The organism is Loigolactobacillus bifermentans DSM 20003, assembly GCF_001434575.1.
Taxonomy (GTDB): Bacteria; Bacillota; Bacilli; order Lactobacillales; family Lactobacillaceae; genus Loigolactobacillus; species Loigolactobacillus bifermentans.
In genome coordinates this window covers 62,154-87,149 of sequence record NZ_AZDA01000140.1, presented here as the reverse complement: position 1 = coordinate 87,149, position 24,996 = coordinate 62,154, and the positions used below count along the sequence as shown (strand labels likewise).

Genomic DNA, 24,996 nt, shown 5'->3' with positions numbered 1-24,996 from the left:
ACCGATAGTATTAAAGTTGGCAATCAGACTAAAGTTTACGATGGGGACAGTGCCACTGATCCAACGACTTACGCTGTAACCTTAAATGGTTTAATGGCCCCAACGGACTGGACCAGCGACGATTTTGCCCGCAGCGATGCTTCTGAAAATGCAGGCAGTTATGATGTGACTTTGAGCACTAGCGGCTTAGCGAAGTTACAAGCAGTTAATCTGAATTACACGATTACAGCGGATGACGTGCAAGCCGGTCAACTGACGATTACGCCAGCTGAATTAACCATCACGGCGCCAACAATTACTAAAGCTTATGACGGCAAAGGTGTTGCGAGTGCTTTAACCGCCACAGTCAGCGGCCAGCCTGAAAAAGGTATCGCGCCAGTTTATACCTTAACGGATGTCAGTGATGACACCAATGTCGGCACCTATACCATTGACGTTATCGCTGATCCAACGGCGAACCAGAATTATAACATTGTCACCAAGTCAGGCAGCTTGACCATTACGCCAGCTAGCGTGGCCACCGATAGTATTAAAGTTGGCAATCAGACTAAAGTTTACGATGGGGACAGTGCCACGGATCCAACGACTTACGCTGTAACCTTAAATGGTTTAACGGCCCCAACGGACTGGACCAGCGACGATTTTGCCCGCAGCGATGCTTCTGAAAACGCCGGCAGTTATGATGTTACTTTGAGTGCTAGCGGTTTAGCAAAGTTACAAGCGGCTAATCCAAATTACACAATCACAGCGGATGACGTGCAAGCTGGTCAATTAACCATTACACCAGCGACTATCACGATCACAGCGCCAACGGTCACAAAAGTTTATGACGGCAAAGGTGCTACAGTTGCCTTAACTGCCACAGTCAGCGGTCAACCTGAAAAAGGCACGGCGCCGGTTTATACCTTAACGGATGTCAGTGGTGAAACGAATGTCGGTACCTACACCATTGACGTCACCGCTGATCCAACGGCCAACACGAATTACAGCATCACCACAACTGCCGGCAATTTGACCATTACCCCGCAGGCCATTGGCTATACGTTAGGCACTGGTCAAGTCACCTATGATGGGGTCCACACAGCTGCCAGCGCCACTGACTTAAGCGTAACTTTGGCAAACGGGCAACAAATCGCCTTGCAGGCCAGCGACATTACTGTGGCTCATGACAGCACTGCCTTAGGCCAGTATCAATATCAACTAAGCGCTGCCGGCCAAGCTCGGATTCAAGCCTTATTAGGCACCAATACTGCATTAAACGGTGTCGCTGTTGGCCAAATCGAAATTGTCGCGCCAGATACAGACAATAACGGCGGGACGACCACGCCAGGCGGTACGGATAACGGTGGCCAACCAGGTGACAACAATGGTGACACTACCACACCAGGTGGTACAGATAATGGCGGTCAACCAAGCGACAACAATGGTGGCACCACCACGCCAGGCGGTACAGATAACGGCGGTCAACCAAGCGACAACAGCGGGACGACCACACCAAGCAGCACAGGCAACGGTGGCCAATCAAGTGACAACAATGATGGTACCATTACGTCAGGTGTGACAACGACACCAACGGTTGCAACAACCAACCATAACCGTTCAGCAAATGATACAGTTCAAAGTGGTACAGCTGTTGACACCACGATCACGCCAACGGTGGCAACCAAAACGAACACCCAACCAATGCAGCAAACGGCAACGACCTTGCCACAAACAAGTTCAGAAACGAACTCGAACTTGATGTTACTAGGCTTACTGCTGATCAGCCTAACCGGATTTATCGGTCGGTTTGGCAAACGCAAAGTCGGTTAGAGACGGTACAAAAAGCGCTCGGAAAAATTTCCGAGCGCTTTTTTGCTGTCCTTTGTTTTAAAAAATATCCTTCAAAATCAGCGCAATGGTATGCTGCAACGAATCGTCAGTTGCTTGCGGGGCAAATAGACACACCTCGCGGTTAAACGCCAATGGAATACCACTTAGTTCTGGAAAATAGCGGTACACAGACCATTTATCCAAAATCGTCACGCCTTTGCCCATGGCGACCATGGCCAAGGTGGCGTCTAAATTAGCGGTGGAAACAATTTTGGGGTCAAGGCCGTAATGCTCACAAATCAGGGCGTCGTCAGCCAATGCCGCTTGTTGTGACGGGTTGGCAATGCTGAACCAGGTTTGTTGGGCAAAATCGGCTACCGTCACATTTTTGTGAGCCGAACCCAATAAATAGTTGGCGTACACTAGCATTTTTTGAATCGTGCAAAGCTTGGTTTCGGTCAGGGTGGCCTGTTGTGGCGCTAACAGGCGATTTGGCATGCACAATATCATGTCCAAACGCTGCTGGGTCAAGCCTGCTACCAGTTCTGAAACTGACAGTGGCTGAATGGTTAGCGTCAGTCGCGGAAAGATTTGTTTTAAACGTTGCTCAAGCTTATGCAAACGATCATAAAGGGGCCAATCCTTGAAAATGCCTAGTGAAAAATTTAACGTAGCGGTTTGCTTTGCGACATAACGTTGCTTAATTGCGTTCAGTTCTGTGAACGTTTTGGCGAAAAAATCATAATATTCCTGGCCGGCTGGGGTTAAGGTCATCCCGCTGTGTGAGCGGGTCAATAAGGTGACATCTAAATCACGTTCTAGCGCAGCCAACTGTTTACTAATAGCAGGGGCGGAAACAAATAATTCGCGGGCACTTTGCGCCACACTTTTGGTGCGCGCCACGGATAAAAAGTATTCAATTTGAAGCGGGTTCATGGCTAAGTTACGCATTAAATTCACCTTTTCACATGTATTAACTGTCAGGTTATGTTGGGCTTAACCTGATCGGATATTTTCTATTTCACAACTTATCATATAATGAACTTGTGAGCAAGCAAAGGCTAATTCAAAAAGCGAAGCCCTTGTTAGGCTTAGTATAACAGCTTTTTAGGAACTGTATACACTTGAGAAAAATTTCAAATGATTTAACTTATTTTTTAAAAGATAAAAATCAGATTGAAATAAAAGCCCATGTTTGCACTGCCACCGGTCAGCAGTTTGTTTAACGAAACAGGTTCATTTCACATATTACTTTAAAAATGAAACCGATTTAATCAGGTTAGGAGCTGTGAAAGATGAAAGTACTCGGAATTTCTTTTGGGACGAAAAATGGCACCAACGATTCACTGTGTATCGAAGCGTTGGAAGGCGCCCAAGAAGCTGGCGCTGAGGTTGAATTTATTCAAATGTCCACACTGAATATTTTACACTGTACCGGCTGTGTCACTTGTTCACGTGCGTTAACATCAGGCAAAGGCAATACTTGTATTTTAAAAGATGATTTTAACTGGTTGCTGGATAAAATGTTAGACGCTGACGGGATCGTCATCAGTGATCCCATTTTTGAAGAAGGGGCTTCCGGCATGTTCCACACCTTAATGGATCGTTTTGGTCCCCGGTTAGATCGTGGCAATAATATTATTAACGATAAGATTGCCGCTGAAACAGGGGGTAAAAAGACCGACCAACGGATCTTAAAAGATAAAGTCATTTCTTACATGGGCGTTGGCGGTTCCGAATGGGGTACTCGGGTGCAAGTTGAACACGCCATGCATGCCTTAACCACCATGTGGCAGATCATTGATAACAAGTGGTTTCCTTGGGCTAAGGGCATTATCATGGACGACCAGCGTTTAGCCGAAGTCCGCGAAGTTGGCACTCATATCGCTGAAGCCGCTGCCGACATTGAGCACGCCCAATACCAAGGTGAACCTGGTGTTTGCCCACACTGCCATAGTAATTTATTCTACTTAGATCCTAAAACAGGCGCTGCCACTTGTTCGCAATGCGGCATGGTTGGCACCATCGACACAACCAGCGGTAAACCTGTTTTCACGTTCCCAGATGACCAGTTAGAAAAAGCCCACGATACCTTGTCCGGTAAATTCATTCACGGCAATGATATTAAAGACAAAATCGAAGGCGAATTCCTGAAAACCATGAAGTTACCTGCTTATAAAGAGCGCAAGAAAGCTTACCGGCACTTTATCAAAGCCAGCAAACCTGACAGAACAAAAACGGTCACAATTGGATAGAGGAAGATCAACTGTCTTGGGGCAGGAATCTTCCACCACAAGACTGGTCATCCTCCGAAATGGGATTTTGCGATAGCAAAATAGACATTAAAGCCTTTAGGAGGCGCCATGTTTCCTACGAGGGTGGTTGCGCCCGTAGGAATGGACATCCTCCGAAATAAGATTTTGCGATAGCAAAATAGACATTAGAGCCTTTAGGAGGTAAATCAACTATGAAACCAAGCAGAAAACAGATTCTCATTATCAATTTGGTCAACAATATTCCACTTGCCGTGGTTATTTCTACAGCCGCCCCATTCATCGCACATATTAAGACGAATCCGGTGAACTGGTTAACAAATGTGTTATTAGCTTTCGTGTTTGCATGCTTAGTCAGTCTGATTTTTCCGATCCAAAAAATGGCCGTGGACATCCCTTTACGGTTACACATTAAAAATCCCAAAGGGGTGCTGGGACGCTTAGTCGCCAACATTGTACTGAATTTTATTTACGTCTTTGTCATTGGCCTGGTCTTGAACTTCTACAACGTACGCGCGTTTCCTGATTTTCTATTTGCCTTTATTGGCACGTTCTTACCCCTTTATGGCATTGCCTACGTGTTGTCGTTGCTCACCAACTTATGCGCAGAACGCTTAGCGTTTGGCGCATCTCATCAAGCCCAGGTCCACTAAACCTAAAAAATCGAGGGAATTATCATGAAAGAAATCACAACACAGGTGGTGGTGATTGGTTCCGGGTCATCTGGTATCAGCGCCGCTATGCAATTGGTTGAAAATAACGTTTCGTTTGTTCTCCTGGAAAAGGGGGATAAGTTAGGTGGTGCCGGCAAGTTTGGCGCCCATGGTGTTTACGGTATTGATAGTGCCGACCAAAAGAAGCACGGGGTGGACTATCATTTCCCAGCAGCCTTGCAAGAAATGACCCAACAAAGCCATTACTTAGTGAATGGACCGTTAATGAGCCGGGTGCTGAAAAAGTCTGCCGCCACCATTGATTGGATGGCCAAGTTTGGCCTGGCCACCAGCTTAACGCCCAATGCCCAACCCGCTCACTTGTACGACCAACCTATTTACCATGAATTTAATTCCTTCGATGAACGGTTTACAGCTTGGGACCACATGGCCCAGATCATCAAGGACAGCGGCAATCAAATTTTAACCGAAACCGCTGGGGTGGCCTTAGACTACGGTGCCGATGGCCTAAAAGCCGTGATTGCCGAACAAGCCGACAGCAAACTGCGCATTCATTGTCAAAGTGTGGTGATTGGGGATGGCGGTTACCCAGGAAATCCAGCCATGATGCAAAAAGCCTTTGCGGACGCTGGCGAACTCATGAATTTAGGTGAACGCAAAGCCACTGGCGATGGCATTGCCATGGTGGCAGCCATTGGCGGTGACGTACAACACAACCCAGTAATTTTTGCTCATGGTTGTGCCCCAAGCTTCCAAGTGAACCCGATGAAACGGGACAATAAAGTTGAAGCCTTAACCAATTTACCCTTGTTATGGGTCAACAAAATCGGTGAACGTTTTACCAATGAAGAAGTGGTTTATGATTTTGCACAATGGGGTAATGTGGCCCATGCCGAAGGTGGCTATTACTACATGTTGTTCGACCAAGCCACGTTGGATCATTTCCAGACGCAGCAAGTGAACTGGGAAGATGCCTTTTCACGGCAGTTTACCGAACCGGAACATGAACCTGTGTTAACCGCGGGGCCGTATGCCACCTTGCAACAAGACGTGGCAGCTGTGATTGCGGCTGGTGATGGTGCCAAAGCGGATACAATTTCAGAATTAGCCGCCCAACTTGATGTCCCAACGGAACAGTTGGCAACCACTTTAGCCACTTACAATGCAGCCATTGATCAACAAGCTGATCCCCAATTTGCCAAGCAAGCCAAGTTTCTCAAATTCAAAGTCAGTGCTGGCCCATTTTACGCCGTGAAAGAACGTTGTGCGATTTTAGGCACGTTAAATGGAGTGAACGTTAACGCCAACTTAGAAGCATTGCGGCCAAACCGGACCCCGATCAAAGGGGTTTACGTGGTAGGCAACAACGCCAACGGCTTGTACTCCGACGCTTATTCGAACTTTGAAGGGATTGCCAATGGCTTTGCCTGGATCTCCGGCCGCATTGCTGCCGATGAAACCACTAAATATTTAGCAACTTTAAAACAAACAGAACGGGTGTGATCGTATTATGAAAATACTTGAAATCGTGGGCACCAATGCCCCTAAATCCTACAATCGCTTACTTTTGGCCTACATGCAAAAACGTTACGGTAGTGCCAACAAAGAAATCTCACTGTTAGAAATTAAAGATATTCCATTATTTAATGAAGCGTATTTTAGCGAAGACCGGCCAGCCAGCGTGCAAAACTTGTATGACCAAGTCAACGCCGCGGACGGGGTGATCATTTCCACACCAGAATACGACCATGCGATTACCGCTGCTTTAAAAAGTGTGATGGAATGGCTGTCTTGTGAAAAAGACTTAATGTATCAAAAACCAGTGATGTTAGTGGGGACTTCCCTAGGCGTCCAAGGCACATCTCGGGCCCAAGACAACTTACGGCAAATTTTAAACTCGCCTGGGTTAGCGGCTAAAGTCATGGCTGGCAATGAATTCTTGTTAGGTTTAGGCAAACAAAAATTTGATGAACAAGGTCAGTTAACGGATCAAAATACCATTGATTTCTTAGATGAATGTTTCAATCAATTCTTAGAACTGGCCCAAGCAAATTAAGATAGAAAGAAGAGGAATTGCAGATGTTAAATAATAAAGTCGCATTCGTCACAGGTGCTGCCCAAGGGATTGGTTACGCTATTAGTGAAGAATTTGCCAAACAAGGGGCTAACGTGGTCTTAGCCGATTACAATCCTAAAATCACAGACGTTGCCGCTGAACTAGGCCAAAAGTACGCTGGCAAAACGCTAGGCGTGGTCATGAATGTCATGGACAACGACAGCATTCAAGCTGGTTTAGATCAAACTTTAGCCGAATTTGGTCAACTAGATTATGTGGTTAACAACGCTGGCGGCGGGGTACTCAAGCCGTTCGCAGAATTAACCGATGACGATTTTGATAAAACGGTTAACTTAGACCTTCGTGGCACTTTTAAGTGTATGCGGGCTGAACTGAAATTGTTCTTAAAACAAGGTTCAGGTTCGATTGTCAACGCAGGTGCGTTAGGCAGTATCTACAACCCAGGGGGCATGGGCGCTTATAACGCTGCTAAAAACGGCATCATGGGCATGACCCAAGCTGCGGCCATTGACTACGCTGATCAAAACATCCGCGTCAACTGTGTCGCCCCTGGTTTAACCAAGACCCCATTAAACGAAGGTGGCTTTTTAGAAAAAATCTTGCCAACCGTGCCAATGAAGCGGGCTGAAACGGCTGCTGAAGTGGCTAAAGTTTACGTGTTCGTGGCCACAGAAGCGACCTTCATGACTGGTCAAACGATCTTAAGCGATGGCGGTGTTTCCGTCGGCTTGAAATAAGAGGTGATTGGGATGTTTCCTCAGAAAAAACAATATGACGTGATCATCGTCGGCGCTGGTTTATCTGGCTTAGCGGCCGCCGTTAGCGCTCGGGAACAAAAGCTGGACGTGCTGGTACTTGAAAAAGGCCGTTCCTTAGGGGGCAACGGGAACTACGTTGAAGGTGCCATGGGCGTGGACAGTTACCTGCAAAAAGAACAACAGATCAAAATTAGCAAGCAAGAACTGCTCCAAGACGAACTCAACTATTCGCATTACGAAGCCAATGCGCCGCATTTAAAGCAATTGATTGATAAAAGTGGGGCCATGATCGACTGGCTCCGGGACTTAGGCGTTAAGTTTGCCAAAGTCGGCCCCCAAGGCGATAGCTGGCCAACGATTCATACGTTTGAAGGCGGCGGCCATGCGGCTGTGACCAAATTGTACGACTTGGCGGTGGCTGCCGGTGCTGAAATCATCACCAGCACCCGGGCTGAAAAGTTATTAACCGCAGATGGTGCCATTACGGGTTTGGTGATCAGCAACCAATCCACTGGTCAACAACGAGAACTACAAACCAAAAACGTGTTGCTGGCCACAGGGGGGTATGTGGACAACCCTGAACTGGTGAATAAACGCACCCCATTATCCAACCGATTGTTGGCCGTCAGTAATGGCAAAGCCACCGGTGACGGTTTGAAAATGGCCTGGGCTACGGGGGCTGAACATTACCAAATGGGCGCCATTCAATATGGTGGCGGCGCGATTTATGATAAAGTGAACCCACCATACGTGCACATGGCATCGCAATTAGCCGCTGCTGCCACGCAGGAAGCCATTTTGTGGGTCAACGAACGTGGCGAACGGTTTGTCAATGAAGACGTGAATGACAACATGTGCCACGCTGGCAGTGCCATTTTAACCCAGTCCCGAGTCTTCTCCATTTTGGATCAAGCCGCAGTGGATCATTTAACGGAAGTGGGTTTGTATAAAGAAGTGGGCAATTCGCCCATTTCACCAGATACGTTTGCGGCATTAAAACAGGAATTGGACCATGACTTGCAAGCAGGGAGTCGCTATTTAACCAAAGCGGACACCCTGGCTGACCTTGCTAAGCAACTGAATTTACCGGCTTTGCAAGGCACCATTGACCAATACAACCGTTTAGTTGCCGCTGGCGCAGATACCGATTTTGGTAAAAAAGCAGCCTACTTAACCCCAGTCACTACCGGTCCTTTTTATGCCGTTGAATTAGGTGTGGGCATGGCCTGTGCCTTAGGTGGCATTCGTGTGGACAACGACAACCAAGTTTTAAACAGCTACGGCTATCCATTACCGGGCTTGTACGCCGTTGGCAACGACGCTGCCGGCATGTTAGTCGGCGACACGTATGCGGTGACTTTGCCAGGGAGCACCGCTGGCTATGCCATTTTCTCCGGTCGTAACGCTATTTTAAACATTGCCACCACAAACTAGTCGTACTTGCATCATTTGAAACAACCTTTAAACCTGTCATATAACCGGAAAAAGTCGGCCTGCTGGTCGGCTTTTTGCGTGGCCATTATTTTTTAGGGGTATGAGGGTGATCGGGATGGTTTGGCATTTTTGAATCGGAATCTTGATCATATGGCGCGACATAGAAGCCAAAACGGGCAAGATTTTTAGCTAGATAATCGTTAAGATCCCGCTGCTTAATTTCTTCAACAATAGTGTCAATCGGTTTATTAAATTTCAATGGAATCACCTCTTTGTGAATTATGCTAATTGTATTGTAGCATGGTTAATGAGACTTATGTCCTTTAGACATAGTTCAATAGAGTTTGGAATCCAAGAGTAATTGAGATAGTTTCCAAAATTATTGATACTTGTTTTGTAAACGCCTTGGATATGGGTGACATAATTTTCCTGCATTAAAAATTGCATAAAAGTTTCAATAATAGCACCGTCTAAACTTTTACTATAACCCTTATTACTGTATTTTGGTTTGAGTTCTTGAATAGTGCGGTAAGCACTTAATAAAAATTCGTTATAGATACGGAGTGTTTGTGGAATTGTAAAATTTAGAATATAGTCATCATTTAGAATTTTGAATGAAATAATGGCGGGTTCTAACTTAATCTTTCTATGAGCAAATAGTAATGCATGTTCTTTAATAGCGCAGAATGCGTAAACACCAATTCCTAAGGAGCCAATACCAGTTTTAATGTTACGTTCAATAATATCTGTCTTCGAAACTAATGGTGGCTGATAAAACCCATTTCTCATAATCAGTGCGGCATTCGTACGACTGGTGCCATGATAATAGGTATAGTCTTTAATCTGCATTGATCCAAATCCTTTGAGTAATGTTTGTAATAGAGACAGGATAACATGTGGGTCGGCCTTTATACGGCTAATTTAAAAATAAATATTTTCAAAAATAATCCTAATTTCCGCGTATCTCCGTAACCAAACCCAAAATCGCGCAAAAAAACACGCGCCATCATTAGGCACGTGCGTGATTACAATTATTCAGTGGTTTCAGAGCCTTTAAATGGTGCTGTTAACACGACTTTTCCCAGCATATGGCCAGCTTCTACCAACATATGGGCTTCCCGTAAAGTGGTGGGGCTGATCTCAGTTAGGGTTTTCGTCAACGTACTGCGAATGGCACCGCTGTCCACTAGCTGCGCCAACTGGTTTAAAAAGGCGCCTTGACTGGCCAAGTCGACTTGATACTTGGCCTTGGCAAACATAAACTCCCAATCGAAACTAGCGGCTTTGTCTTTTAACAAGCCCAGGGGTAAGGGGTCGCGACTTTCCACAATTGACCCCACGTGGCCTAAGGGTTTGACTAATTTAGCCGCTGTTTCAAAATAAGGTTCAGTCTTGTGTAAGATCATCACGTCATCAAGGCTGTTGACGGCGTCGGGGCCTAGTTGCGCCAATAAATCTTGATGGTGGTCCAGCACTTGGTCGGCACCAAGTTGTTGCACCCAAGCAATGGTCTCAGGCCGGCTGGCCGTAGTGATCACGGTGAAGCCAGCCCATTTGGCCAGTTGGATCGCTGCCGAGCCCACACCACCAGCGCCGTTAATGATCAACACCGTTTTGCCTTGATTGGCGTTGGCCGCAAAGGGCTGATGAAATTTTTCAAATAACAGTTCATAGGCCGTGAGCATGGTTAACGGTAAGGCGGCAGCTTCGGCGTCCGTTAGCGTTTCTGGGGCATGGCCGATCAACCGAGCGTCCACCAATTGTTGTTCAGCGTTGGCACCTGGCCGTTGGTTACTGCCGGCGTAAAAGACCCGCTGCCCTACTTGAAAGTCTGTGACAGCAGCGCCCACTTGGGTAATGGTCCCCACGGCATCGTAGCCTAAAATTTTTAACGCCCGCTGCTGCGTGGCTTGGCGCACTTTGGTATCCACAGGATTCACAGAAGTGGCTTGGATGCGAACCACCACATCGTGATCCGTGGCGACAGGCTCAGGTAATTCTCGTGTTTGAAAGGTTTGTTGTGACGCAGTAGCTGCGCCTTGGGTAATTCCGATTCCTAGCATAAAAAATCACGCTCCTTGTAAAAAGTAAGCAATCGCTTTTATTTTAGTCTAAGTCCGCTAAAAAAGCTTGCTTTTTGGCAGAACTTAAGACAAAATCAGGTTAGCTTAATGTTATCTTAAAATTCACAAGCACGGCGATTGACTGAAATTTTTTCTTGATAAGATGAGAATAATTTAATGTTATGTGGCCTAAAAACTTTTTAGAAGTGGGATACTCACAAAAAATTATAATTTTTTGATGACTTTTCTGTGAAAGTTCTAATCTTGTGCTATAATTGTGAAGGCAACACCGAAACGTCACTTTTTTATTTTGGAAAGGATGATTAAAATATGTCTGCAGCAACTGATTATCTTGAACAGGTTCGTGCCGATATTGCAAAGCGCGACCCCAATCAAACAGAATTTTTAGAAGCCATTGATAACTTCTTTAAAACCATCGTGCCTGTTTTAGAAAAGCACCCTGAATACATTAAGACCAACTTATTAGGCCGCATCACCGAACCAGAACGTGGGATCCAATTCCGTGTCCCATGGGTAAACGATAATGGTGACGTTCAAGTCAACCGCGGCTTCCGGGTTCAATTTAACGGCGCGATCGGCCCTTACAAAGGTGGTTTGCGTTTCCACCCAACCGTTAACTTGTCGATCGTGAAGTTCTTAGGCTTTGAACAAGTCTTCAAAAATAGCTTAACGGGCCTACCAATTGGCGGTGGCAAAGGCGGTAGCGACTTTAACCCGAAGGGCAAGTCTGACGCCGAAGTCATGCGCTTCTGCCAAAGCTTTATGACAGAATTACAACGTCACATCGGTCCAGATTTAGATGTTCCTGCTGGTGATATTGGGGTGGGCGGCCGTGAGATCGGCTTCCTTTATGGCCAATATCGTCGGCTTAAAGGCTATCAAGCTGGTGTTTTAACTGGGAAAGGCCTTTCCTTTGGTGGGAGCTTAGCCCGGACTGAAGCCACTGGTTTTGGTTTATTATACTACACAGAAGCTTTATTGGCCGCTGATAACGATGACTTAAACGGCAAAAAGATCAAGGTTTCCGGTGCCGGTAACGTGGCGATTTACGCCATTCAAAAGGCAACCGAACTGGGGGCCACTGTGTTAACGGCTTCTGATTCTAATGGTTTTGTTTATGATCCAAATGGCATCGACTATAAAGTCGTCCAACAAATCAAAGAAGTTGAACGGGGCCGCATTAGCGACTACGCCAAACGCGTTGAAACCGCTGAATATCATGAAGGTTCTGTTTGGGACTTCGATGTGGACTATGACATTGCCTTGCCATGTGCCACCCAAAATGAAATTACAGGCGAACGTGCGGAACGCTTGGCTAAAAACGGGGCTAAGGTCGTTGCCTCAGGCGCTAACATGCCAAGTACACCAGAAGCTGTTGCTTCCTATAAGAAGCACAACATTCTCTTAGGCCCAGCAAAAGCAGCCAATGCCGGTGGCGTTGCCGTTTCTGCCTTAGAAATGAGCCAAAACAGTGAACGTCTCGGCTGGACGTTTGAAGAAGTGGACAACCGCTTGAAGAAGATCATGCAAAACATCTTCGCTGAATCAAAAGCAGCTGCTGATGAATATGATTTAGGCAAAGATTACTTAGCTGGTGCAAATATTGCTGGCTTTAACAAAGTTGCCGACGCCATGATGGCCCAAGGCATTATTTAATGAAACAACCATTAAGGGTCCTGCTGAGTCAGGACCTTTCTTGCGTGGGCCAAGTTTCCTTAGGGGTGGCGTTGCCGTTATTTGCCGCACTGGGATTTGAAGCCTGTCCGCTGCCCACAGCATTATTGTCGACGCATACAGGTGGCTTAGGCGCCAACACTTTTCACGACTTAACCCCTGAAATGCCGCAGATCTTGCAGCATTGGCAACAATTGGATTTGACTTTTCAAGGGCTGTGTTTAGGTTACTTAGGCCCTAATGCGTTGCAAGTCTGGCAACAGTGGTTACCAAATTTTAAGGCCACGCCTTTGCGGTTGATTGATCCGGTGATGGCGGATAACGGCCAATTTTACAGTGGGTTTGACCAACACTATGCCCAAGCATTAGGGACCTTGTTGCCCCAAGCCACGGTGATCACGCCAAATCTCACCGAGGCCCAACTGCTCCTGGGCCAAACGCCGCGGTTAACGGATTGGACCCCGGTGCAGGCGGAACAATTGGCACACACACTCAGTCAACAGTTCCACGTGACCACCGTGGTGCTAACTGGGATTCCGCTAGGCAATCAGGTGGGCGTGAGTACCTATCAAGCAGGTCAAACCGCGACGGTGCAACAACCGCGGCAACCTGGGCATTATTTTGGCACCGGTGATTGGTTTGCCAGCGTGCTAGGGGCGGCTTTGTTACGGCAACGAGACCTGGTCACGAGTGTTCAGCTGGGGATGACGTTTATGGCCCAGGCCATTGCGCAAACCCGGGCTGATCACGGGGATCCGCGGTTTGGCTTACATGCGCAAGGTGCACTGGTGAATTTAATGGCAACATTGAAGTAGGTTCTTAGCGGAACCTACTTTTTGACTTGTTTTTCACACCGAACTTCCGTAAGATTGACTTAAAGCAAAACAAAGGGGCGAATGTGCAGCATGGGACAGCAGTTGTTTGTGATTACCGGGGCCACCGGAACAGGAAAGACCACGGTGAGTCGTTATTTAACAGAACAGTATGGGATGCCACGTGTGGTGACGCATACCACGCGGCCCATGCGACCAAACGAAGTGGCCGGTCAGGACTATTATTTTGAAACACCAGCCAGCTTTAAAAAACTGCATCTCATTGAATCTGTGACGTACGCTGATTATCAATATGGCTCCTCTCGCGAAGGCGTAGAACGGGCTTGGGAAACGTCAGACCAAGTCAGCATTGTGCTGGATACCAAAGGCGCCTTAACGTACTGGCAAACCTTCGGTACAAAAATTACGATTTTGTATTTAACCATTAGTGATGCCAGCCACTTACAAGCTCGGCTTCAAGGCCGCGGCGATCAGCAACAGATGATCAAACAACGTCTGGCCAGCACCGAATACCGGCGCGATCTAAAGCTCCCACAGGCGTTACTAGATGTGGCCCATGTGATCGTGAATGACGACTGGGCAGAAGCTAAACACCAAATCGATGCCCTCTTTTAATAGAAGCAACTGTTAAAAAAGCACCACCTCTACATAAAACAGAGGTGGTGCTTTTGACTACCGGTAACGTGGGTGCCAAGTCGATTGTGCCGGCTGCTTTTGCTGTTTGTTCCGGTATTGCTTTAAATAAGTCAAACAAGTTTCACCTAGCACTGGATGATCCAGGCGCACCAGCTGAAAACACAGCCGGGCAATGCGGTGATCCTGGTGGACGCCACGGCCTTGGCAAAAGCTCAGGCCCACTTGGACTAAATCGGTGGGCTGGCCTTGTTGACTCAGCCGGGTGAAGGTTTTGATAGCTTGTAGTTCATGATGTTGCGTCAGTTGGCGCCAGCCTTGGGCGTGTAAGTTTTGATTAAATGGCATAAAAAAAGACCTCCAATTGATTTTTTGGGCGCAAAAATAACGCTCAATCACATTAGAAATCAATTGGTGGTGCTGATGTAAAGCCTATTATACGCGCTTTCAAAGGCTTGTAAAGCAAAAAAAGACCGTCAACCAGGGCAAATTGGTTGACGGCTTTTATATCAATAAAGGCATTAAACTAGGCAGTTTCATGTTTTAATTGTTGTCCTCGATTACTAAAGTTTGCGGTACTGAGGTTGTGTACAGCTTCATCAATGGTAATACCACTTGCAACTTGTTCAGGATGTTCCTTGCTAGTTGCGTAGAAAATTTGGGCGTCGGTATCCAGTGAGATCCGATACCAGCTGTTTGAAAAGTTTCCGAATTGCATTTGTCATTCCTCCTTTGGGTTTAAAAGTGTGTTGATTCTAGTTGCTAGCGGGTAAACCGGCACAAATCAACATATCACAATATCTTAGTCTCTTTGACGATAAAGGTCAAGCAATATGCTTTATCAATTTATCACATGATAGCTGACTACTTTTATAGGGTACCAAATTGATTTTAAAGCTGCAAGTGATAACCTGAGCAAAATTTGTCAAGGATTGACCAGTGCCAATTCGCTTGCTTTTTAAAACCGGCATGCTAGAATAAATTGAATTAGCTAAATAATAATGATTACGGTTTAAATAAAAAGTGAGGTTGTTTAAAATGGCAGTAAATAGTAACGATGCAGTGGCTTTGTTACGGGCACATGGGTTGAAGATCACCAAGCAGCGTCAAGAAATGTTGCACTATCTCAGCCAGTTTCAACATTCTTATATTGACGTTACCGCGGTAGATGCCCATATGCGGGCCCATTTTCCAGGGATGAGCCACAACACCATTTATCGCAATATCAAAGATTTTGCGGACTTGGGCATTGTGGAACAACGGGAAGAAGGCGACCATGCCACGGTGAAGTACCAGTGTGACTTTGAGCATCCCCATCATCATCATTTTATCTGTCGGCGCTGTGGCAAAGTGTTGGAATTACAAATGTGCCCACTGGACTTTTTCTCCCAACAGTTACCGGATTGTGAAATCGATAGTCACAATTTTGAGTTGTACGGGTTATGTGCCGCTTGCCGGGAACAGGCCGCGGATTTTAGTTAATTTTAAGGTGCTTTTGTTAGGCTGATTGCTGTTGTGACTTAACGAATTCTTTACCATTCAACGATACTAATTCCGGCCTAGATATGGTTAAATAGGTTAGAATTAGAGTAAGGGAGGTTTTTCAAAATGGCTTATCGGACGCCACCATTTATTACACCTTTTGCAATTGTTTCGATTTTTCTAGGCTTAGCCGCCACCAACGTGGTTGCGGACAAAGTGTCCCCGGTGAAGTCGACCCAGTCCACCAGCCAAACCAGCTCGGTGACTTCTAGTAGCGCTGTTAGTGCGCCAAGTCACGCGAGCAGCAGTGCCAGTGATGACAGCCACGGTTCACACGATCGTGCGTCAGAAAGCAGCGATGATCAATCACAAACGCAAGATACGTCGGCGAACCAAGATACCACAACGGATCAAGGTCAAACCACGGATAATACAGACAATACGGATAATACCCAGGGCACCACTGGCAATACGTCAGATGGCACCACAGATAGCGGTAAGAGTACCACTGACAGTGATACCACGGACTCGTCTAAAGATACCAACACCACGACGGGGAATACCACCGATAACACCACAACTGGTGATACCACCACTGGGACCACCGGCGGGACCACTGGCAACACCACAACCGGTGGGACCACCACTGGCGGTACAGGCAATACCACGACAACAACGACAAATTAAGCAAAAGCGAGGTGAGATTGCGTGCTGAGTTTATTAGACATGTTGAACCACTATTTAGGGTTCTTCAACATGAACGTCAAACTGAAAAATAGAATTTATACGGCGATTGGTATTTTAGGAGACGGCTACATTGCCTACTTGGCCATTAAATTATTGCGTTTACACGCATGGGGGCGCGGATTCTTATTTCTGCTGGCCTTCTTAGGAATGACCTACTTTACCGTTTTAAATGTGATTTATTACTTTACCACTAAAAAAGCCAAGTTCGATATTTCTCCTAAAATTGAAAAATTATTAGGGGGCAAGGCGGCCACGTCCAGCGATGATCCGATGATCAGTTCTGGTACAGGTAAGGCTACCGCTGCTGGGACCACTGCCAAAGTGATGCCAGCGGCTGGTTTGTTTAACGCTAAGAAATTGTTACCAGCGACTTTAAAAGCGGATACCCGAGCGTTAGACCAAACAGTTGATGAACTGGTCAAAAGTGGCTACTTAAGCTTAAACTACGGTGGTTTAGGCGACCGAGAAATTTATCAACAGGCCCAACACCGTTCCGAACCGTTTTACGCCATTGGTGCTGCCACCCAAGTACCATTTTATGAATTACGCGAAGAACGCGGCCAGTTAGCGGTTTATATTGGTCAAAATGCCATTAACAGCCGCAAAGTTGGGACGATTGAATCCGTTGGCTTGATGCCAGTTGGTCAGGCGCGCCAACAATTCCATTTGGTGTTGGCCAGCGCATACTTAACCGGGGGCCCGTATAAAGTTGCCGGGCGCTCCGGTATTGTAACGGGGCAAGAGCCATTTGGGTTAACTGTTCAACTGGCCCATGAGGACCGAGAAGCAACCCCAACTGCCACCATGAGCCATGGCACCACCACACAGGCCATGCCGCAACGGGAAATGACGCAGCCAACGGCACCGGTGCAGCCGGAAACGTCTACTCAGGCACCGCGTTACACTGCGGCGACATCAACCCGCAACACCTATGTGGCACCTGAAACAGCGCCACCACGTGCTGCCACGCCAACCCGTGAAACAGTTGCCACACCACGCACCGTCGACTCAGCACCAACCCGCTCGGCCGCACCACGTTCAGCGGCAACTCCAACCACGCATTCTGCAACACGACGTGTCACAACGGAAACCACGGCCACCCGCCGGACCCATCGTGACCGTTAAGCAGCAGCTCAAGCTGAAAGGCTTGGGCTTTTTTGTTAGATCAATTTGTGAATGCGTTTACAAAAACGAAAAAATATTGCAATCTTAAATTACAAAATGCGATTTTAATTAAATTATTTGGGGGCAGTATTTTGAAACAGAAAAAGGTGTTTTCCAGCGTGATGTTAGGGGCAACGTTACTGTTATTAACCAGTTGTGGGCAACAAAGCGCTAGTTCAACGAAAAGTGCTGACAAGGCCACGTCAACCCAAGTGACTCAGAAGAAGAGCAGTGTTTCCGCTAAAAAGTGGCCAGTTCATCTCAAGTCAGTAGCAGTACGCAGTCGGCTACCAGCAGTCGTGCCAGTGTGGTCGCTAGCAGTTCCAGCCAGGCTGCCGCATCCAGTCGTACCACGGCGGCAGTGGATGATAAGGCTGTGGGGTTAATGCTGTGGATGCAAAAGGCATCAATCGATTATTCGTCGGACGTGCTGCAAGACTATGCGTCTAACGGTATGCTATACTACAGTCCAAGCTATAGTTCAAACTTTTCAAGCGAAATCAACGGCTACCAGGTCGTTCATACCCACGGTGACGGCAGCGGGGATGTTTATTATAAAATCAACGGTGATACTGTCACTTACAAAGGCCTGGTGATCACCACCGACGTGGCCCATGGTAAGCTGGAAACCAACACCATGACCATTGCAGACTTGGTGGCAAAATACGACAGTACTGCCGCTGATCAGGCCCAGCTGAAGACGTACGTCAGCGAATTACAACCGGAAACGGAGTAGGTTGCGGCCTGAACCACAACTTTTCTGAACTATAAGCGCGAAATCCTGGCAAAATTGGCCTAATTCATGCTAGACTTGAAGCAGTCAATTGATTGCTTAAATGTTGACAAAAAGTTTTTTGGGGGAGCTGCGGTAGCTTAGAAAGCGTAGGTGGCGTTGTGAAACAATACCAGATCAATTTTGAAAATAAGGTGAACCGTGATAAGATCATTATTCATTATACGGCAAGCTGGGTGCCGCCAACGGGTAAGCGGCAAGTGGTTTATGTGGGACATGAAGAATTAACACGTGACTTTGTTTGTAGTAGGCTGTTACTCACTGGTGAAGTGGCCATTAAGGCAATCTGTCAGGTGATGGAAATTTTGCCGGCTGATTTTCAGTTAGTAGAAGTCGATTTTGCGCAGCCACAAAATAAACAAATCTTAAATATTCCAGATTTTAAACGTTTTAGCGGCTATTTGAAGCAGCGACACCTGTTACGCCGGGTGCCAACGCATCAGGAAGCCGATGAAATTGTGGTCGACACGCAATTTGTTAAAGAATTGCGGATCGGCTAGTGAAAAGCGTCGCGACTGCAACTGCCAGCCGTGGCGTTTTTGTGCTATGATGGTAAAAAAATAGATAGGAGCTGTTTTCTCGAATGGCAATTTTAGTAGCAGGTGGCGCCGGTTACATCGGATCCCATATGGTCGATCGTTTGATTGAAAAAGGGCGGGACGTGGTGGTTGCGGATAACTTATCCACAGGCCACCGCAAGGCAATTCATCCTAAGGCGCGCTTTTACCAAGGGGATACCCGTGACCGCAAATTTTTAGACGATTTATTTGAACAGGAAACCATTGAAGGGGTGATCCACATGGACGCCTTTTCCTTAGTCGGCGAGTCGATGACGAACCCTTTGAAGTATTTCGACAACAACGTGGTTGGCATGGTGACGTTGCTGGAGGCCATGCAAGCCCATGATGTGAAATACATGGTCTTCTCCTCAACGGCGGCCACTTATGGCATTCCTGAAAAAAGTCCGATTCAAGAAGACGATCATAAAGCCCCTATCAACCCCTATGGTGAAAGCAAGCTGATGATGGAGCATATGATTCGTTGGTGTGACGAGGCTTACGGCATTAAGTTTGTGGCTTTGCGCTACTTTAACGCAGCCGGTGCCAAAGCCGACGGCAGTATTGGCGAAGATCATCATCCTGAAACCCATTTGATCCCGATTATTTTACAAGTCGCTGCTGGCCAGCGTGATAAGTTACAAATTTTTGGCAATGACTACAACACGCCAGATGGCACGAATGTCCGTGATTATGTGCACGTGTTGGACTTAGCCGATGCGCACATTTTGGCTTTAGATTATTTATTAGCAGGGCATGATAGCCAAGCCTTTAACTTAGGTTCTTCCACAGGCTTCTCCAATCAACAAATGTTGGCAGCTGCACGGGAAGTCACCGGGCAACCCATTCCAGCTGAAAACGCACCCCGGCGCGGTGGCGATCCAGATTCCTTAGTCGCTGACAGCTCAAAAGCCCGTGAGATCTTAGGGTGGCAACCCCAATACGATGACGTGCATGACATTATTCGCACCGCTTGGGCTTGGAAACAAAGCCATCCCGAAGGTTATCAAGATCGTTAATTTTTTAAAGGCGGCCTCGTCAAGAGACTGCCTTTTTGGATACAAATCGTCTATAATGAAAAGTAACCAATTGAGAGAAGGGGTTTGGATGGCAATCAAAATGGTGGTAACGGATCTTAATGGCACGTTACTGAATCAAGCACAGGCGTATGATCGTCAATGGTTACAACGGTTACTGACGCAAATGCAACAACGCCAGATCTACTTTGTGGCTTGTAGTGGCAATCAGTATCAACATTTACAGCAATTATTTGCAGGCCTACAAGCGCCAAATTTGATTTTAGTGGCGGAAAATGGTGCGTCGATCTATGCGCAACAGCAACAGATTTTCAGCGGGGCCTTGTCGCCGCAACGGCTGACGCGGTTTGTTAGCCAAGATCTGGCCACACCATTATTGGCGAAGGCGCGGACGATTTTAGTGGGGCGGCAGGCCGCTTACACACTGGCTGGCGCACCCAAGGCCTTACTGGCGGCGGCGCGGAAATTTTATGATCCGTTGCAAGAAGTGGCGAATTTGACCCAAGTGTCGGACCTGATCAACAAAATCAGTTTGGCGTGGGATCATGGGGCGCCGGGGCAAATTGTCAGTCAACTGAATCATTATTTCAAACAGGAGCTCGTGGCCCATGATAGTGGTTACGGGGTGATCGATGTGGTGCGGCATGATGTGGGCAAGTTGCCAGCGGTGCAATTTTTGCAACAACGTTGGCAGATCAGCCCAGCGGAAACGGTGGTCTTCGGCGATGGTGCCAACGATCAACCGTTATTAGCGGCTCACGATCAAAGCTATGCCATGCGCAATGCCCCGGCTGCGGTGCAACACAGTGCCCAGCAAGTGACTGCGCAGGATAACGAACATAGTGGGGTCTTAGCAACCTTGGCACAATTACTGGGGGTTCATTAGATGTGGTTTTTGCAAATGGTACCATTCCTGATCATGATTGGTGTGGTCCTGTGGCAAACTTGGCGACTGACTCGTCGCGATCAGGCTTGGGGGCCTAAAATCACGTTAATGGCTTTTTGGGTCTATGCCTTAGCAATCGTGGCACTGTGTTTGGCGCCAACGTTTTACCATTTTGGCGCACATCAGGCCAGTTATATTTGGATCGGTCGCGCCATGGTGATCTACCGGCCGTTTCAAGATCTTGATCTAGAGTACTGGCTGAATTTACTGCTGACCTTACCATTAGGGATATTCTTTGGCCTCACGCAACGCTGGTCTTGGCGTAATCTACTAGGATTGGGCTTGTTAATGGGGTTCGGATTGGAAACCATCCAATTTGGGCTGGATCAATTAATCGACCTACAGCGCGTGGTAGATATTGACGATGTGATCACCAATTTTGGTGGCACCGTGGTTGGTGGCGGGGTGTATTGGTGTTTGCGAAACACCCGGCTGGTGGCTTATTTTCAGGTGGCAAAAAAGTGATCTTGCGAAATGCAAGATCACTTTTTGATTGGCCTTTATTTAGCGCTGCCGTTACGGACGCCGCGCCGATGCGCATTTAATTGATTGGATTGTTGCTTGAACTTTTGCCAGGTGGCATTGCGCTTGGCGTCGTTTTGCTTATTTTGGTGCTGTTTGGTGTATCGCATACATGTCACCTGCCTTTTAACGTGCGTTTTGTCTTACTGAAAATAATGCCACATTTACATGCAAATTTCCAGTGATTTGTATTGAGAAGCGTTCTCATTCTGTTATACTTATATTATATAGAACGATATAACAATAAGTATAAAGCGAGGGATCAGTGATGGCAACTGGGACAATCGATTTAACCCAAACAGTCTACGAATTAGTGACAGCGCATTCTGAAGTTGCAGATGTGCTGGCCGACCTAGGCTTAAAGGAAATTAAAAATCCGGCCATGTTAAATACGGCTGGCCGTTTTATGACGATTCCAAAAGGGGCAGCCATGAAGCACGTGCCTTTAGATGAAATCGTTGCAAAGTTAGAAGCGTTAGGATTTGAGGTGATCGGTAATGAGTGAGGATATGAATAACAGCGTTTACCGTCAGAAGAAGATCGTGGAAATTTTAAAAATGCTCCACGAAGGCGGGAGCTTTGACGAAGCCAAAAAGATTTTTGACGATACATTTTCTAGCGTTGACGTTTCAGAAATTACAGCGGCTGAACGGGAATTGATCTCCAGTGGCTTAAACCCGATGGAAATTCAAAACTTGTGTAATGTGCACGCAGCAGTCTTTAAAGGCGCCATTAACCCAGCTGATCCCAACAGTGCTGAAGAAACACCAGGTCATCCGGTTGCAACGATGAAATTGGAAAACATGGTGTTGCACTCATTGTTAAGCGACGAATTGTTACCGGTTTTAAAACGCTGGCAACAAAGCTCTAACGGGGATGATGCTGCCGCAACCCCTGAACAAGAGGCGCAAAGTGCCCGTTATTTGGAACGGATGCAAAATGCTTTAAAAGACTTGGCAACAATTGAAAAGCACTACCAACGTAAGGAAAACTTGTTATTCCCATTAATGGACAAGTATGGCATTACAGCACCGCCTAAGGTCATGTGGGGCGTTGATGACGAAATTCGTGGCTGGATCAAAGATGCCAGCCGCATGGTGAATGCCGATCCGTTGCCAGATAAGTACGAAATCGAAGCAGCCATTGAAAAAGTGAACAAAGAAATTGAAGAAATGATCTTCAAAGAAGAAAAGATCATGTTGCCCATGGTTGACGAAGTCTTTTTACCAGAAGATTGGGAATTGATTGCCAGTGAAAGTGACGATATTGGCTATACGCTGATTGCACAGCCATTACCATGGTATCCTTCTGAAGCGGACATTGAAGCGGCTAAAAACCGTAAGCCGTCTAAAATGGCTGCGGAATTAAATAACATGGCCCAATCGTTAGCCGACCAACAAGGTTTGGAAAACAAAAAGCCCAGTCCAGATGCAAAACCAACGATCAGTGAAGCCATGAATGATACTGTTGACGCCATGACCGAAACGGTTGCTAAAAATCATCAACCGGACAACCCGATCATTCCGCCACATTTGCAAGGCAAATTAACTGAAAATCCAGCTGCTGACGCTGATAAAGAAGCCGCAGCGACTGAAATGCGTGCTAATATTGACGTGAACATCGATTTACCACAGGCTAAGGGCAGTCAAGCGGCCGCTAAGCCAACTAAGCCAACCCAACCAGCTGACCAACCAGCACCAGCCGATGACGATGCGCCAGCTGGTATGCCAGAATCCGTTCGGAAAATGTTAGCCCAAAACGCTGCGCCAGCCGCTGGTGCCCCACGGCGTCAAAATAAGGTGAAAACACATTTGGAGATTGCAGCGGATAACACAGCAAAAGTGTGCTTGCCAACTGGGGACTTAACCATTTCCGAAATCGAAGGCCTACTGCGCGTGTTGCCATTAGACTTAACCTTTGTGGATGCCAATGACATTGTGCAATGGTTCTCTGACAACGGTGATCGTGTCTTCCCACGGACCCGGGCGGTGATCGGCCGGGCAGTGGTGAACTGCCATCCACCTAAGAGCATGCCAAAAGTTCAGAAAATCTTGGACCAATTCCGGGCCGGCACCTTGGACCATGCTGATTTCTGGATCAATTTACATGGTGAAATGTTCGTCTACATTCGCTACTTCGCCATTCGCGACCCTGAAGGCAATTACCTGGGTTGCTTAGAAGTCACGCAAGACATTTCTGAGATCCATGAATTAGAAGGCGAAAAGCGCCTTTAGTTCAGGTATCAAAAAGGCGTCACGACAATCTGTCGTGGCGTTTTTTTGTGGACACTGAAACCAATTATTGTGGGTTGCAAGTGCAAAGCGGTGCGCTTTCATCTGACGTTAACAGGCAAGTGATGGCACTTAAAAAAACCTGCCAGCGTTATCGTTGACAGGGCGGCACAAAATCGTGTTTAATGAAGCTGATTTAACCAAAAAGTTCGGCGATGCGGCGCGTTGGGACAAAGAAACCCGCTTTGTCGTCAAGGTTGTAAACGAACGCACCGTTGGGAAATTTACCGACGATGCGAATCCGGTCACCAGGAAAAGCGTTGAAATTGGCGCTGATCTCAGTGGCAACTTGAAAGGGCATGATTGCAGTGTAAACAGCGTGATCCTCGAGTTTAGCCAGGGTAAAAGCATGTTCAGCCATAACGCAAACCTTCTTTATGATTGTTTTCACAATTAGTATAGCAGGTTTTGCGCATTAGACGTACTAAAAATGGAAACCGTTTTCAAAATAGGGAAAGCCCCTAATCTAAGCGTCTACCAGCTCGATGCCTAGCACTGTCAAATGACCGTTGGCAATCAATTGAATGATCAAGTGTGCCAAATGGTCAGGTGAGAAGCTGCCATCGGAGTGAACCCACCAGCGCACCGTGCCCATGAAAATCGAGGTCATGTACGCAATAATAAAGTCGGTGGGAATCTCTGTTTGATTTTGGGTAATGTGAAGGTTATCAAACAGCTCAGCGTAACGCTGCTGCAATAAGATTTGGAGCTGTTCGACTAATTGAACGTTGTTTGACCCATCTGTTGCCAACTGAAAGAAGCTACGGTTATCTTGGATCTCTTTAAAAATTTCGGTTAGCGTTCGTTCGATGGTTTTCATTTTGATCTTGTTGCCATCGAATAAAATATCTGCGTCAAGAATTTTCAAAAAGGAGCCTGTGGTGATTTGGAGGATCTGATCAAACAGATCCTGTTTATCTTTAAAATGCGCATAAAAAGTGGCGCGGTTGATCATGGCTTCGTCAGCAATTTGCTGAATCGTCACGGCATCAAAGCCATGTTGGGTCACAAGTTTCATAAAAGCATTAATAATCATCCGTTTGGTGCGGATTACACGTAGATCGGGACGTTTTGCCATAGGTTAGACCTGATTTCTATCTAATTGATAAAGATTCTCAATTAGCACAAACCTTCACGAGTAAGGCCTGTTAAGCTAATTTTTAACGATTTTTTTACAACTTTTTACAACATTTTTAAGCAATCTG

29 protein-coding genes are annotated in these 24,996 nt (G+C 46.7%); 20 read left to right on the top strand and 9 right to left on the bottom strand.

All coding sequences use genetic code 11. The features are described 5' to 3' along the window. Positions 1-1,812 (top strand): MBG domain-containing protein (locus FC07_RS14705; RefSeq protein WP_202813454.1); only part of this gene is annotated, 1,812 nt, incomplete at its 5' end. A 57-nt stretch (positions 1,813-1,869) separates the two neighbouring features. Here the strand turns inward: FC07_RS14705 and FC07_RS14700 are convergent. Further along, positions 1,870-2,763 carry a LysR family transcriptional regulator gene (locus FC07_RS14700; protein WP_057905830.1) on the bottom strand — a complete coding sequence of 298 codons (894 nt, stop codon included), beginning with the start codon at positions 2,761-2,763 and terminating at the stop codon, positions 1,870-1,872. A 344-nt stretch (positions 2,764-3,107) separates the two neighbouring features. Here FC07_RS14700 and FC07_RS14695 point away from each other — a divergent pair, with 344 nt between their 5' ends. The 6 genes from FC07_RS14695 (at position 3,108) to FC07_RS14670 (ending at position 9,028) form a co-directional block, all read left to right on the top strand. After that, on the top strand, positions 3,108-4,067 hold the full coding sequence (locus FC07_RS14695) for an NAD(P)H-dependent oxidoreductase (RefSeq protein ID WP_057905829.1): 960 nt from the start codon (positions 3,108-3,110) through the stop codon (positions 4,065-4,067). A gap of 212 nt (positions 4,068-4,279) precedes the next feature. Beyond that, entirely contained in the window at positions 4,280-4,738 is a 459-nt protein-coding gene (locus FC07_RS14690; RefSeq protein WP_057905828.1) for a hypothetical protein, read from the top strand. Between the two features lie 24 nt (positions 4,739-4,762). Then, positions 4,763-6,262 carry an FAD-dependent oxidoreductase gene (locus FC07_RS14685; RefSeq protein ID WP_057905827.1) on the top strand — a complete coding sequence of 500 codons (1,500 nt, stop codon included), beginning with the start codon at positions 4,763-4,765 and terminating at the stop codon, positions 6,260-6,262. A gap of 7 nt (positions 6,263-6,269) precedes the next feature. Then, positions 6,270-6,815 carry an NADPH-dependent FMN reductase gene (locus tag FC07_RS14680; protein WP_057905826.1) on the top strand — a complete coding sequence of 182 codons (546 nt, stop codon included), beginning with the start codon at positions 6,270-6,272 and terminating at the stop codon, positions 6,813-6,815. Between the two features lie 23 nt (positions 6,816-6,838). Next, on the top strand, positions 6,839-7,573 hold the full coding sequence (locus FC07_RS14675; protein ID WP_057905825.1) for an SDR family NAD(P)-dependent oxidoreductase: 735 nt from the start codon (positions 6,839-6,841) through the stop codon (positions 7,571-7,573). Between the two features lie 12 nt (positions 7,574-7,585). Beyond that, a complete protein-coding gene (locus tag FC07_RS14670; protein WP_057905824.1) occupies positions 7,586-9,028 on the top strand; it encodes a vinyl phenol reductase in 1,443 nt (480 codons plus the stop codon). An 85-nt stretch (positions 9,029-9,113) separates the two neighbouring features. On the opposite strand, the gene FC07_RS15950 is transcribed toward FC07_RS14670, so the two are convergent. The 3 genes from FC07_RS15950 to FC07_RS14660 all read right to left on the bottom strand — a co-directional run bounded on the left by FC07_RS15950 (position 9,114) and on the right by FC07_RS14660 (position 11,091). Beyond that, entirely contained in the window at positions 9,114-9,287 is a 174-nt protein-coding gene (locus FC07_RS15950) for a hypothetical protein (protein ID WP_155797782.1), read from the bottom strand. A gap of 20 nt (positions 9,288-9,307) precedes the next feature. After that, a complete protein-coding gene (locus tag FC07_RS14665; RefSeq protein WP_057905823.1) occupies positions 9,308-9,877 on the bottom strand; it encodes a hypothetical protein in 570 nt (189 codons plus the stop codon). 182 nt (positions 9,878-10,059) lie between these two features. After that, positions 10,060-11,091, bottom strand: coding sequence for a zinc-binding alcohol dehydrogenase family protein (locus FC07_RS14660; protein WP_057905822.1), 1,032 nt, complete (start codon positions 11,089-11,091; stop codon positions 10,060-10,062). Between the two features lie 330 nt (positions 11,092-11,421). Between FC07_RS14660 and gdhA the strand changes: the two genes are divergently transcribed. The 3 genes from gdhA (at position 11,422) to FC07_RS14645 (ending at position 14,234) form a co-directional block, all read left to right on the top strand. Further along, positions 11,422-12,768: an NADP-specific glutamate dehydrogenase gene (gdhA, locus tag FC07_RS14655; RefSeq protein WP_057905821.1), complete on the top strand. Its 1,347-nt coding sequence runs from the start codon at positions 11,422-11,424 to the stop codon at positions 12,766-12,768. Next, the gene (locus FC07_RS14650) at positions 12,768-13,601 is read left to right on the top strand and encodes a PfkB family carbohydrate kinase (RefSeq protein ID WP_057905820.1); all 834 of its coding nucleotides are present in this window, start codon (positions 12,768-12,770) and stop codon (positions 13,599-13,601) included. Before gdhA ends, FC07_RS14650 begins: the two co-directional genes overlap by 1 nt. A 90-nt stretch (positions 13,602-13,691) precedes the next feature. Beyond that, complete coding sequence (locus tag FC07_RS14645) at positions 13,692-14,234, top strand: nucleoside/nucleotide kinase family protein (protein ID WP_057905819.1); 543 nt, start codon at positions 13,692-13,694, stop codon at positions 14,232-14,234. Positions 14,235-14,291: 57 nt separating this feature from the next. Here the strand turns inward: FC07_RS14645 and FC07_RS14640 are convergent, their stop codons facing one another. Both FC07_RS14640 and FC07_RS14635 read right to left on the bottom strand, forming a co-directional pair. Further along, a complete protein-coding gene (locus FC07_RS14640; RefSeq protein ID WP_057905818.1) occupies positions 14,292-14,600 on the bottom strand; it encodes a hypothetical protein in 309 nt (102 codons plus the stop codon). A gap of 178 nt (positions 14,601-14,778) precedes the next feature. Then, positions 14,779-14,970, bottom strand: a complete 192-nt coding sequence (locus tag FC07_RS14635; protein ID WP_057905817.1) for a hypothetical protein — start codon at positions 14,968-14,970, stop codon at positions 14,779-14,781. A gap of 320 nt (positions 14,971-15,290) precedes the next feature. On the opposite strand from FC07_RS14635, the gene FC07_RS14630 reads away from it, so the two are divergent. From FC07_RS14630 to FC07_RS14590, 8 genes are all read left to right on the top strand, one after another. Next, complete coding sequence (locus FC07_RS14630) at positions 15,291-15,734, top strand: Fur family transcriptional regulator (RefSeq protein WP_057905816.1); 444 nt, start codon at positions 15,291-15,293, stop codon at positions 15,732-15,734. 126 nt (positions 15,735-15,860) lie between these two features. Next, the gene (locus FC07_RS14625) at positions 15,861-16,421 is read left to right on the top strand and encodes a hypothetical protein (protein ID WP_057905815.1); all 561 of its coding nucleotides are present in this window, start codon (positions 15,861-15,863) and stop codon (positions 16,419-16,421) included. A gap of 21 nt (positions 16,422-16,442) precedes the next feature. Continuing rightward, positions 16,443-17,606 (top strand): DUF6681 family protein, encoded by a 1,164-nt coding sequence (locus tag FC07_RS14620; RefSeq protein ID WP_155797781.1) that lies wholly within the window; start codon positions 16,443-16,445, stop codon positions 17,604-17,606. A 286-nt stretch (positions 17,607-17,892) separates the two neighbouring features. Then, complete coding sequence (locus tag FC07_RS14610) at positions 17,893-18,381, top strand: Lreu_0056 family protein (protein WP_155797780.1); 489 nt, start codon at positions 17,893-17,895, stop codon at positions 18,379-18,381. 158 nt (positions 18,382-18,539) lie between these two features. Further along, complete coding sequence (locus FC07_RS14605) at positions 18,540-18,938, top strand: hypothetical protein (RefSeq protein ID WP_057905811.1); 399 nt, start codon at positions 18,540-18,542, stop codon at positions 18,936-18,938. An 83-nt stretch (positions 18,939-19,021) separates the two neighbouring features. Beyond that, positions 19,022-20,014, top strand: a complete 993-nt coding sequence (galE, locus tag FC07_RS14600; protein ID WP_057905810.1) for a UDP-glucose 4-epimerase GalE — start codon at positions 19,022-19,024, stop codon at positions 20,012-20,014. 88 nt (positions 20,015-20,102) lie between these two features. Continuing rightward, positions 20,103-20,918 (top strand): HAD-IIB family hydrolase, encoded by an 816-nt coding sequence (locus FC07_RS14595; protein ID WP_057905809.1) that lies wholly within the window; start codon positions 20,103-20,105, stop codon positions 20,916-20,918. Then, positions 20,919-21,443: a VanZ family protein gene (locus FC07_RS14590; RefSeq protein ID WP_057905808.1), complete on the top strand. Its 525-nt coding sequence runs from the start codon at positions 20,919-20,921 to the stop codon at positions 21,441-21,443. It abuts the gene before it with no gap. A gap of 35 nt (positions 21,444-21,478) precedes the next feature. On the opposite strand, the gene FC07_RS16330 is transcribed toward FC07_RS14590, so the two are convergent. Continuing rightward, positions 21,479-21,610, bottom strand: a complete 132-nt coding sequence (locus FC07_RS16330) for a hypothetical protein (protein ID WP_268888244.1) — start codon at positions 21,608-21,610, stop codon at positions 21,479-21,481. Positions 21,611-21,768: 158 nt separating this feature from the next. Between FC07_RS16330 and FC07_RS14585 the strand changes: the two genes are divergently transcribed. After that, on the top strand, positions 21,769-22,005 hold the full coding sequence (locus FC07_RS14585) for a DUF1858 domain-containing protein (RefSeq protein WP_057905807.1): 237 nt from the start codon (positions 21,769-21,771) through the stop codon (positions 22,003-22,005). Then, positions 21,998-23,734 (top strand): DUF438 domain-containing protein, encoded by a 1,737-nt coding sequence (locus FC07_RS14580; RefSeq protein ID WP_057905806.1) that lies wholly within the window; start codon positions 21,998-22,000, stop codon positions 23,732-23,734. The genes FC07_RS14585 and FC07_RS14580 overlap by 8 nt, the downstream gene beginning before the upstream one ends. A 193-nt stretch (positions 23,735-23,927) precedes the next feature. On the opposite strand, the gene FC07_RS14575 is transcribed toward FC07_RS14580, so the two are convergent. Continuing rightward, positions 23,928-24,152, bottom strand: coding sequence for a hypothetical protein (locus FC07_RS14575; protein WP_057905805.1), 225 nt, complete (start codon positions 24,150-24,152; stop codon positions 23,928-23,930). A 105-nt stretch (positions 24,153-24,257) separates the two neighbouring features. Continuing rightward, positions 24,258-24,869: a TetR/AcrR family transcriptional regulator gene (locus tag FC07_RS14570; RefSeq protein WP_057905804.1), complete on the bottom strand. Its 612-nt coding sequence runs from the start codon at positions 24,867-24,869 to the stop codon at positions 24,258-24,260. Between the last annotated feature and the right edge of the window lie 127 nt (positions 24,870-24,996).

What these genes read in the sequence shown, in the direction of transcription:
- FC07_RS14700 (WP_057905830.1), bottom strand. Translation starts at nt 2,763, where the DNA reads ATGCGTAACTTAGCCATGAACCCGCTTCAAATTGAATACTTTTTATCC.
- FC07_RS14695 (WP_057905829.1), top strand. Translation starts at nt 3,108, where the DNA reads ATGAAAGTACTCGGAATTTCTTTTGGGACGAAAAATGGCACCAACGAT.
- FC07_RS14690 (WP_057905828.1), top strand. Translation starts at nt 4,280, where the DNA reads ATGAAACCAAGCAGAAAACAGATTCTCATTATCAATTTGGTCAACAAT.
- FC07_RS14685 (WP_057905827.1), top strand. Translation starts at nt 4,763, where the DNA reads ATGAAAGAAATCACAACACAGGTGGTGGTGATTGGTTCCGGGTCATCT.
- FC07_RS14680 (WP_057905826.1), top strand. Translation starts at nt 6,270, where the DNA reads ATGAAAATACTTGAAATCGTGGGCACCAATGCCCCTAAATCCTACAAT.
- FC07_RS14675 (WP_057905825.1), top strand. Translation starts at nt 6,839, where the DNA reads ATGTTAAATAATAAAGTCGCATTCGTCACAGGTGCTGCCCAAGGGATT.
- FC07_RS14670 (WP_057905824.1), top strand. Translation starts at nt 7,586, where the DNA reads ATGTTTCCTCAGAAAAAACAATATGACGTGATCATCGTCGGCGCTGGT.
- FC07_RS14665 (WP_057905823.1), bottom strand. Translation starts at nt 9,877, where the DNA reads ATGCAGATTAAAGACTATACCTATTATCATGGCACCAGTCGTACGAAT.
- FC07_RS14660 (WP_057905822.1), bottom strand. Translation starts at nt 11,091, where the DNA reads ATGCTAGGAATCGGAATTACCCAAGGCGCAGCTACTGCGTCACAACAA.
- gdhA (WP_057905821.1), top strand. Translation starts at nt 11,422, where the DNA reads ATGTCTGCAGCAACTGATTATCTTGAACAGGTTCGTGCCGATATTGCA.
- FC07_RS14650 (WP_057905820.1), top strand. Translation starts at nt 12,768, where the DNA reads ATGAAACAACCATTAAGGGTCCTGCTGAGTCAGGACCTTTCTTGCGTG.
- FC07_RS14645 (WP_057905819.1), top strand. Translation starts at nt 13,692, where the DNA reads ATGGGACAGCAGTTGTTTGTGATTACCGGGGCCACCGGAACAGGAAAG.
- FC07_RS14640 (WP_057905818.1), bottom strand. Translation starts at nt 14,600, where the DNA reads ATGCCATTTAATCAAAACTTACACGCCCAAGGCTGGCGCCAACTGACG.
- FC07_RS14635 (WP_057905817.1), bottom strand. Translation starts at nt 14,970, where the DNA reads ATGCAATTCGGAAACTTTTCAAACAGCTGGTATCGGATCTCACTGGAT.
- FC07_RS14630 (WP_057905816.1), top strand. Translation starts at nt 15,291, where the DNA reads ATGGCAGTAAATAGTAACGATGCAGTGGCTTTGTTACGGGCACATGGG.
- FC07_RS14625 (WP_057905815.1), top strand. Translation starts at nt 15,861, where the DNA reads ATGGCTTATCGGACGCCACCATTTATTACACCTTTTGCAATTGTTTCG.
- galE (WP_057905810.1), top strand. Translation starts at nt 19,022, where the DNA reads ATGGCAATTTTAGTAGCAGGTGGCGCCGGTTACATCGGATCCCATATG.
- FC07_RS14595 (WP_057905809.1), top strand. Translation starts at nt 20,103, where the DNA reads ATGGCAATCAAAATGGTGGTAACGGATCTTAATGGCACGTTACTGAAT.
- FC07_RS14590 (WP_057905808.1), top strand. Translation starts at nt 20,919, where the DNA reads ATGTGGTTTTTGCAAATGGTACCATTCCTGATCATGATTGGTGTGGTC.
- FC07_RS16330 (WP_268888244.1), bottom strand. Translation starts at nt 21,610, where the DNA reads ATGCGATACACCAAACAGCACCAAAATAAGCAAAACGACGCCAAGCGC.
- FC07_RS14585 (WP_057905807.1), top strand. Translation starts at nt 21,769, where the DNA reads ATGGCAACTGGGACAATCGATTTAACCCAAACAGTCTACGAATTAGTG.
- FC07_RS14580 (WP_057905806.1), top strand. Translation starts at nt 21,998, where the DNA reads ATGAGTGAGGATATGAATAACAGCGTTTACCGTCAGAAGAAGATCGTG.
- FC07_RS14575 (WP_057905805.1), bottom strand. Translation starts at nt 24,152, where the DNA reads ATGGCTGAACATGCTTTTACCCTGGCTAAACTCGAGGATCACGCTGTT.
- FC07_RS14570 (WP_057905804.1), bottom strand. Translation starts at nt 24,869, where the DNA reads ATGGCAAAACGTCCCGATCTACGTGTAATCCGCACCAAACGGATGATT.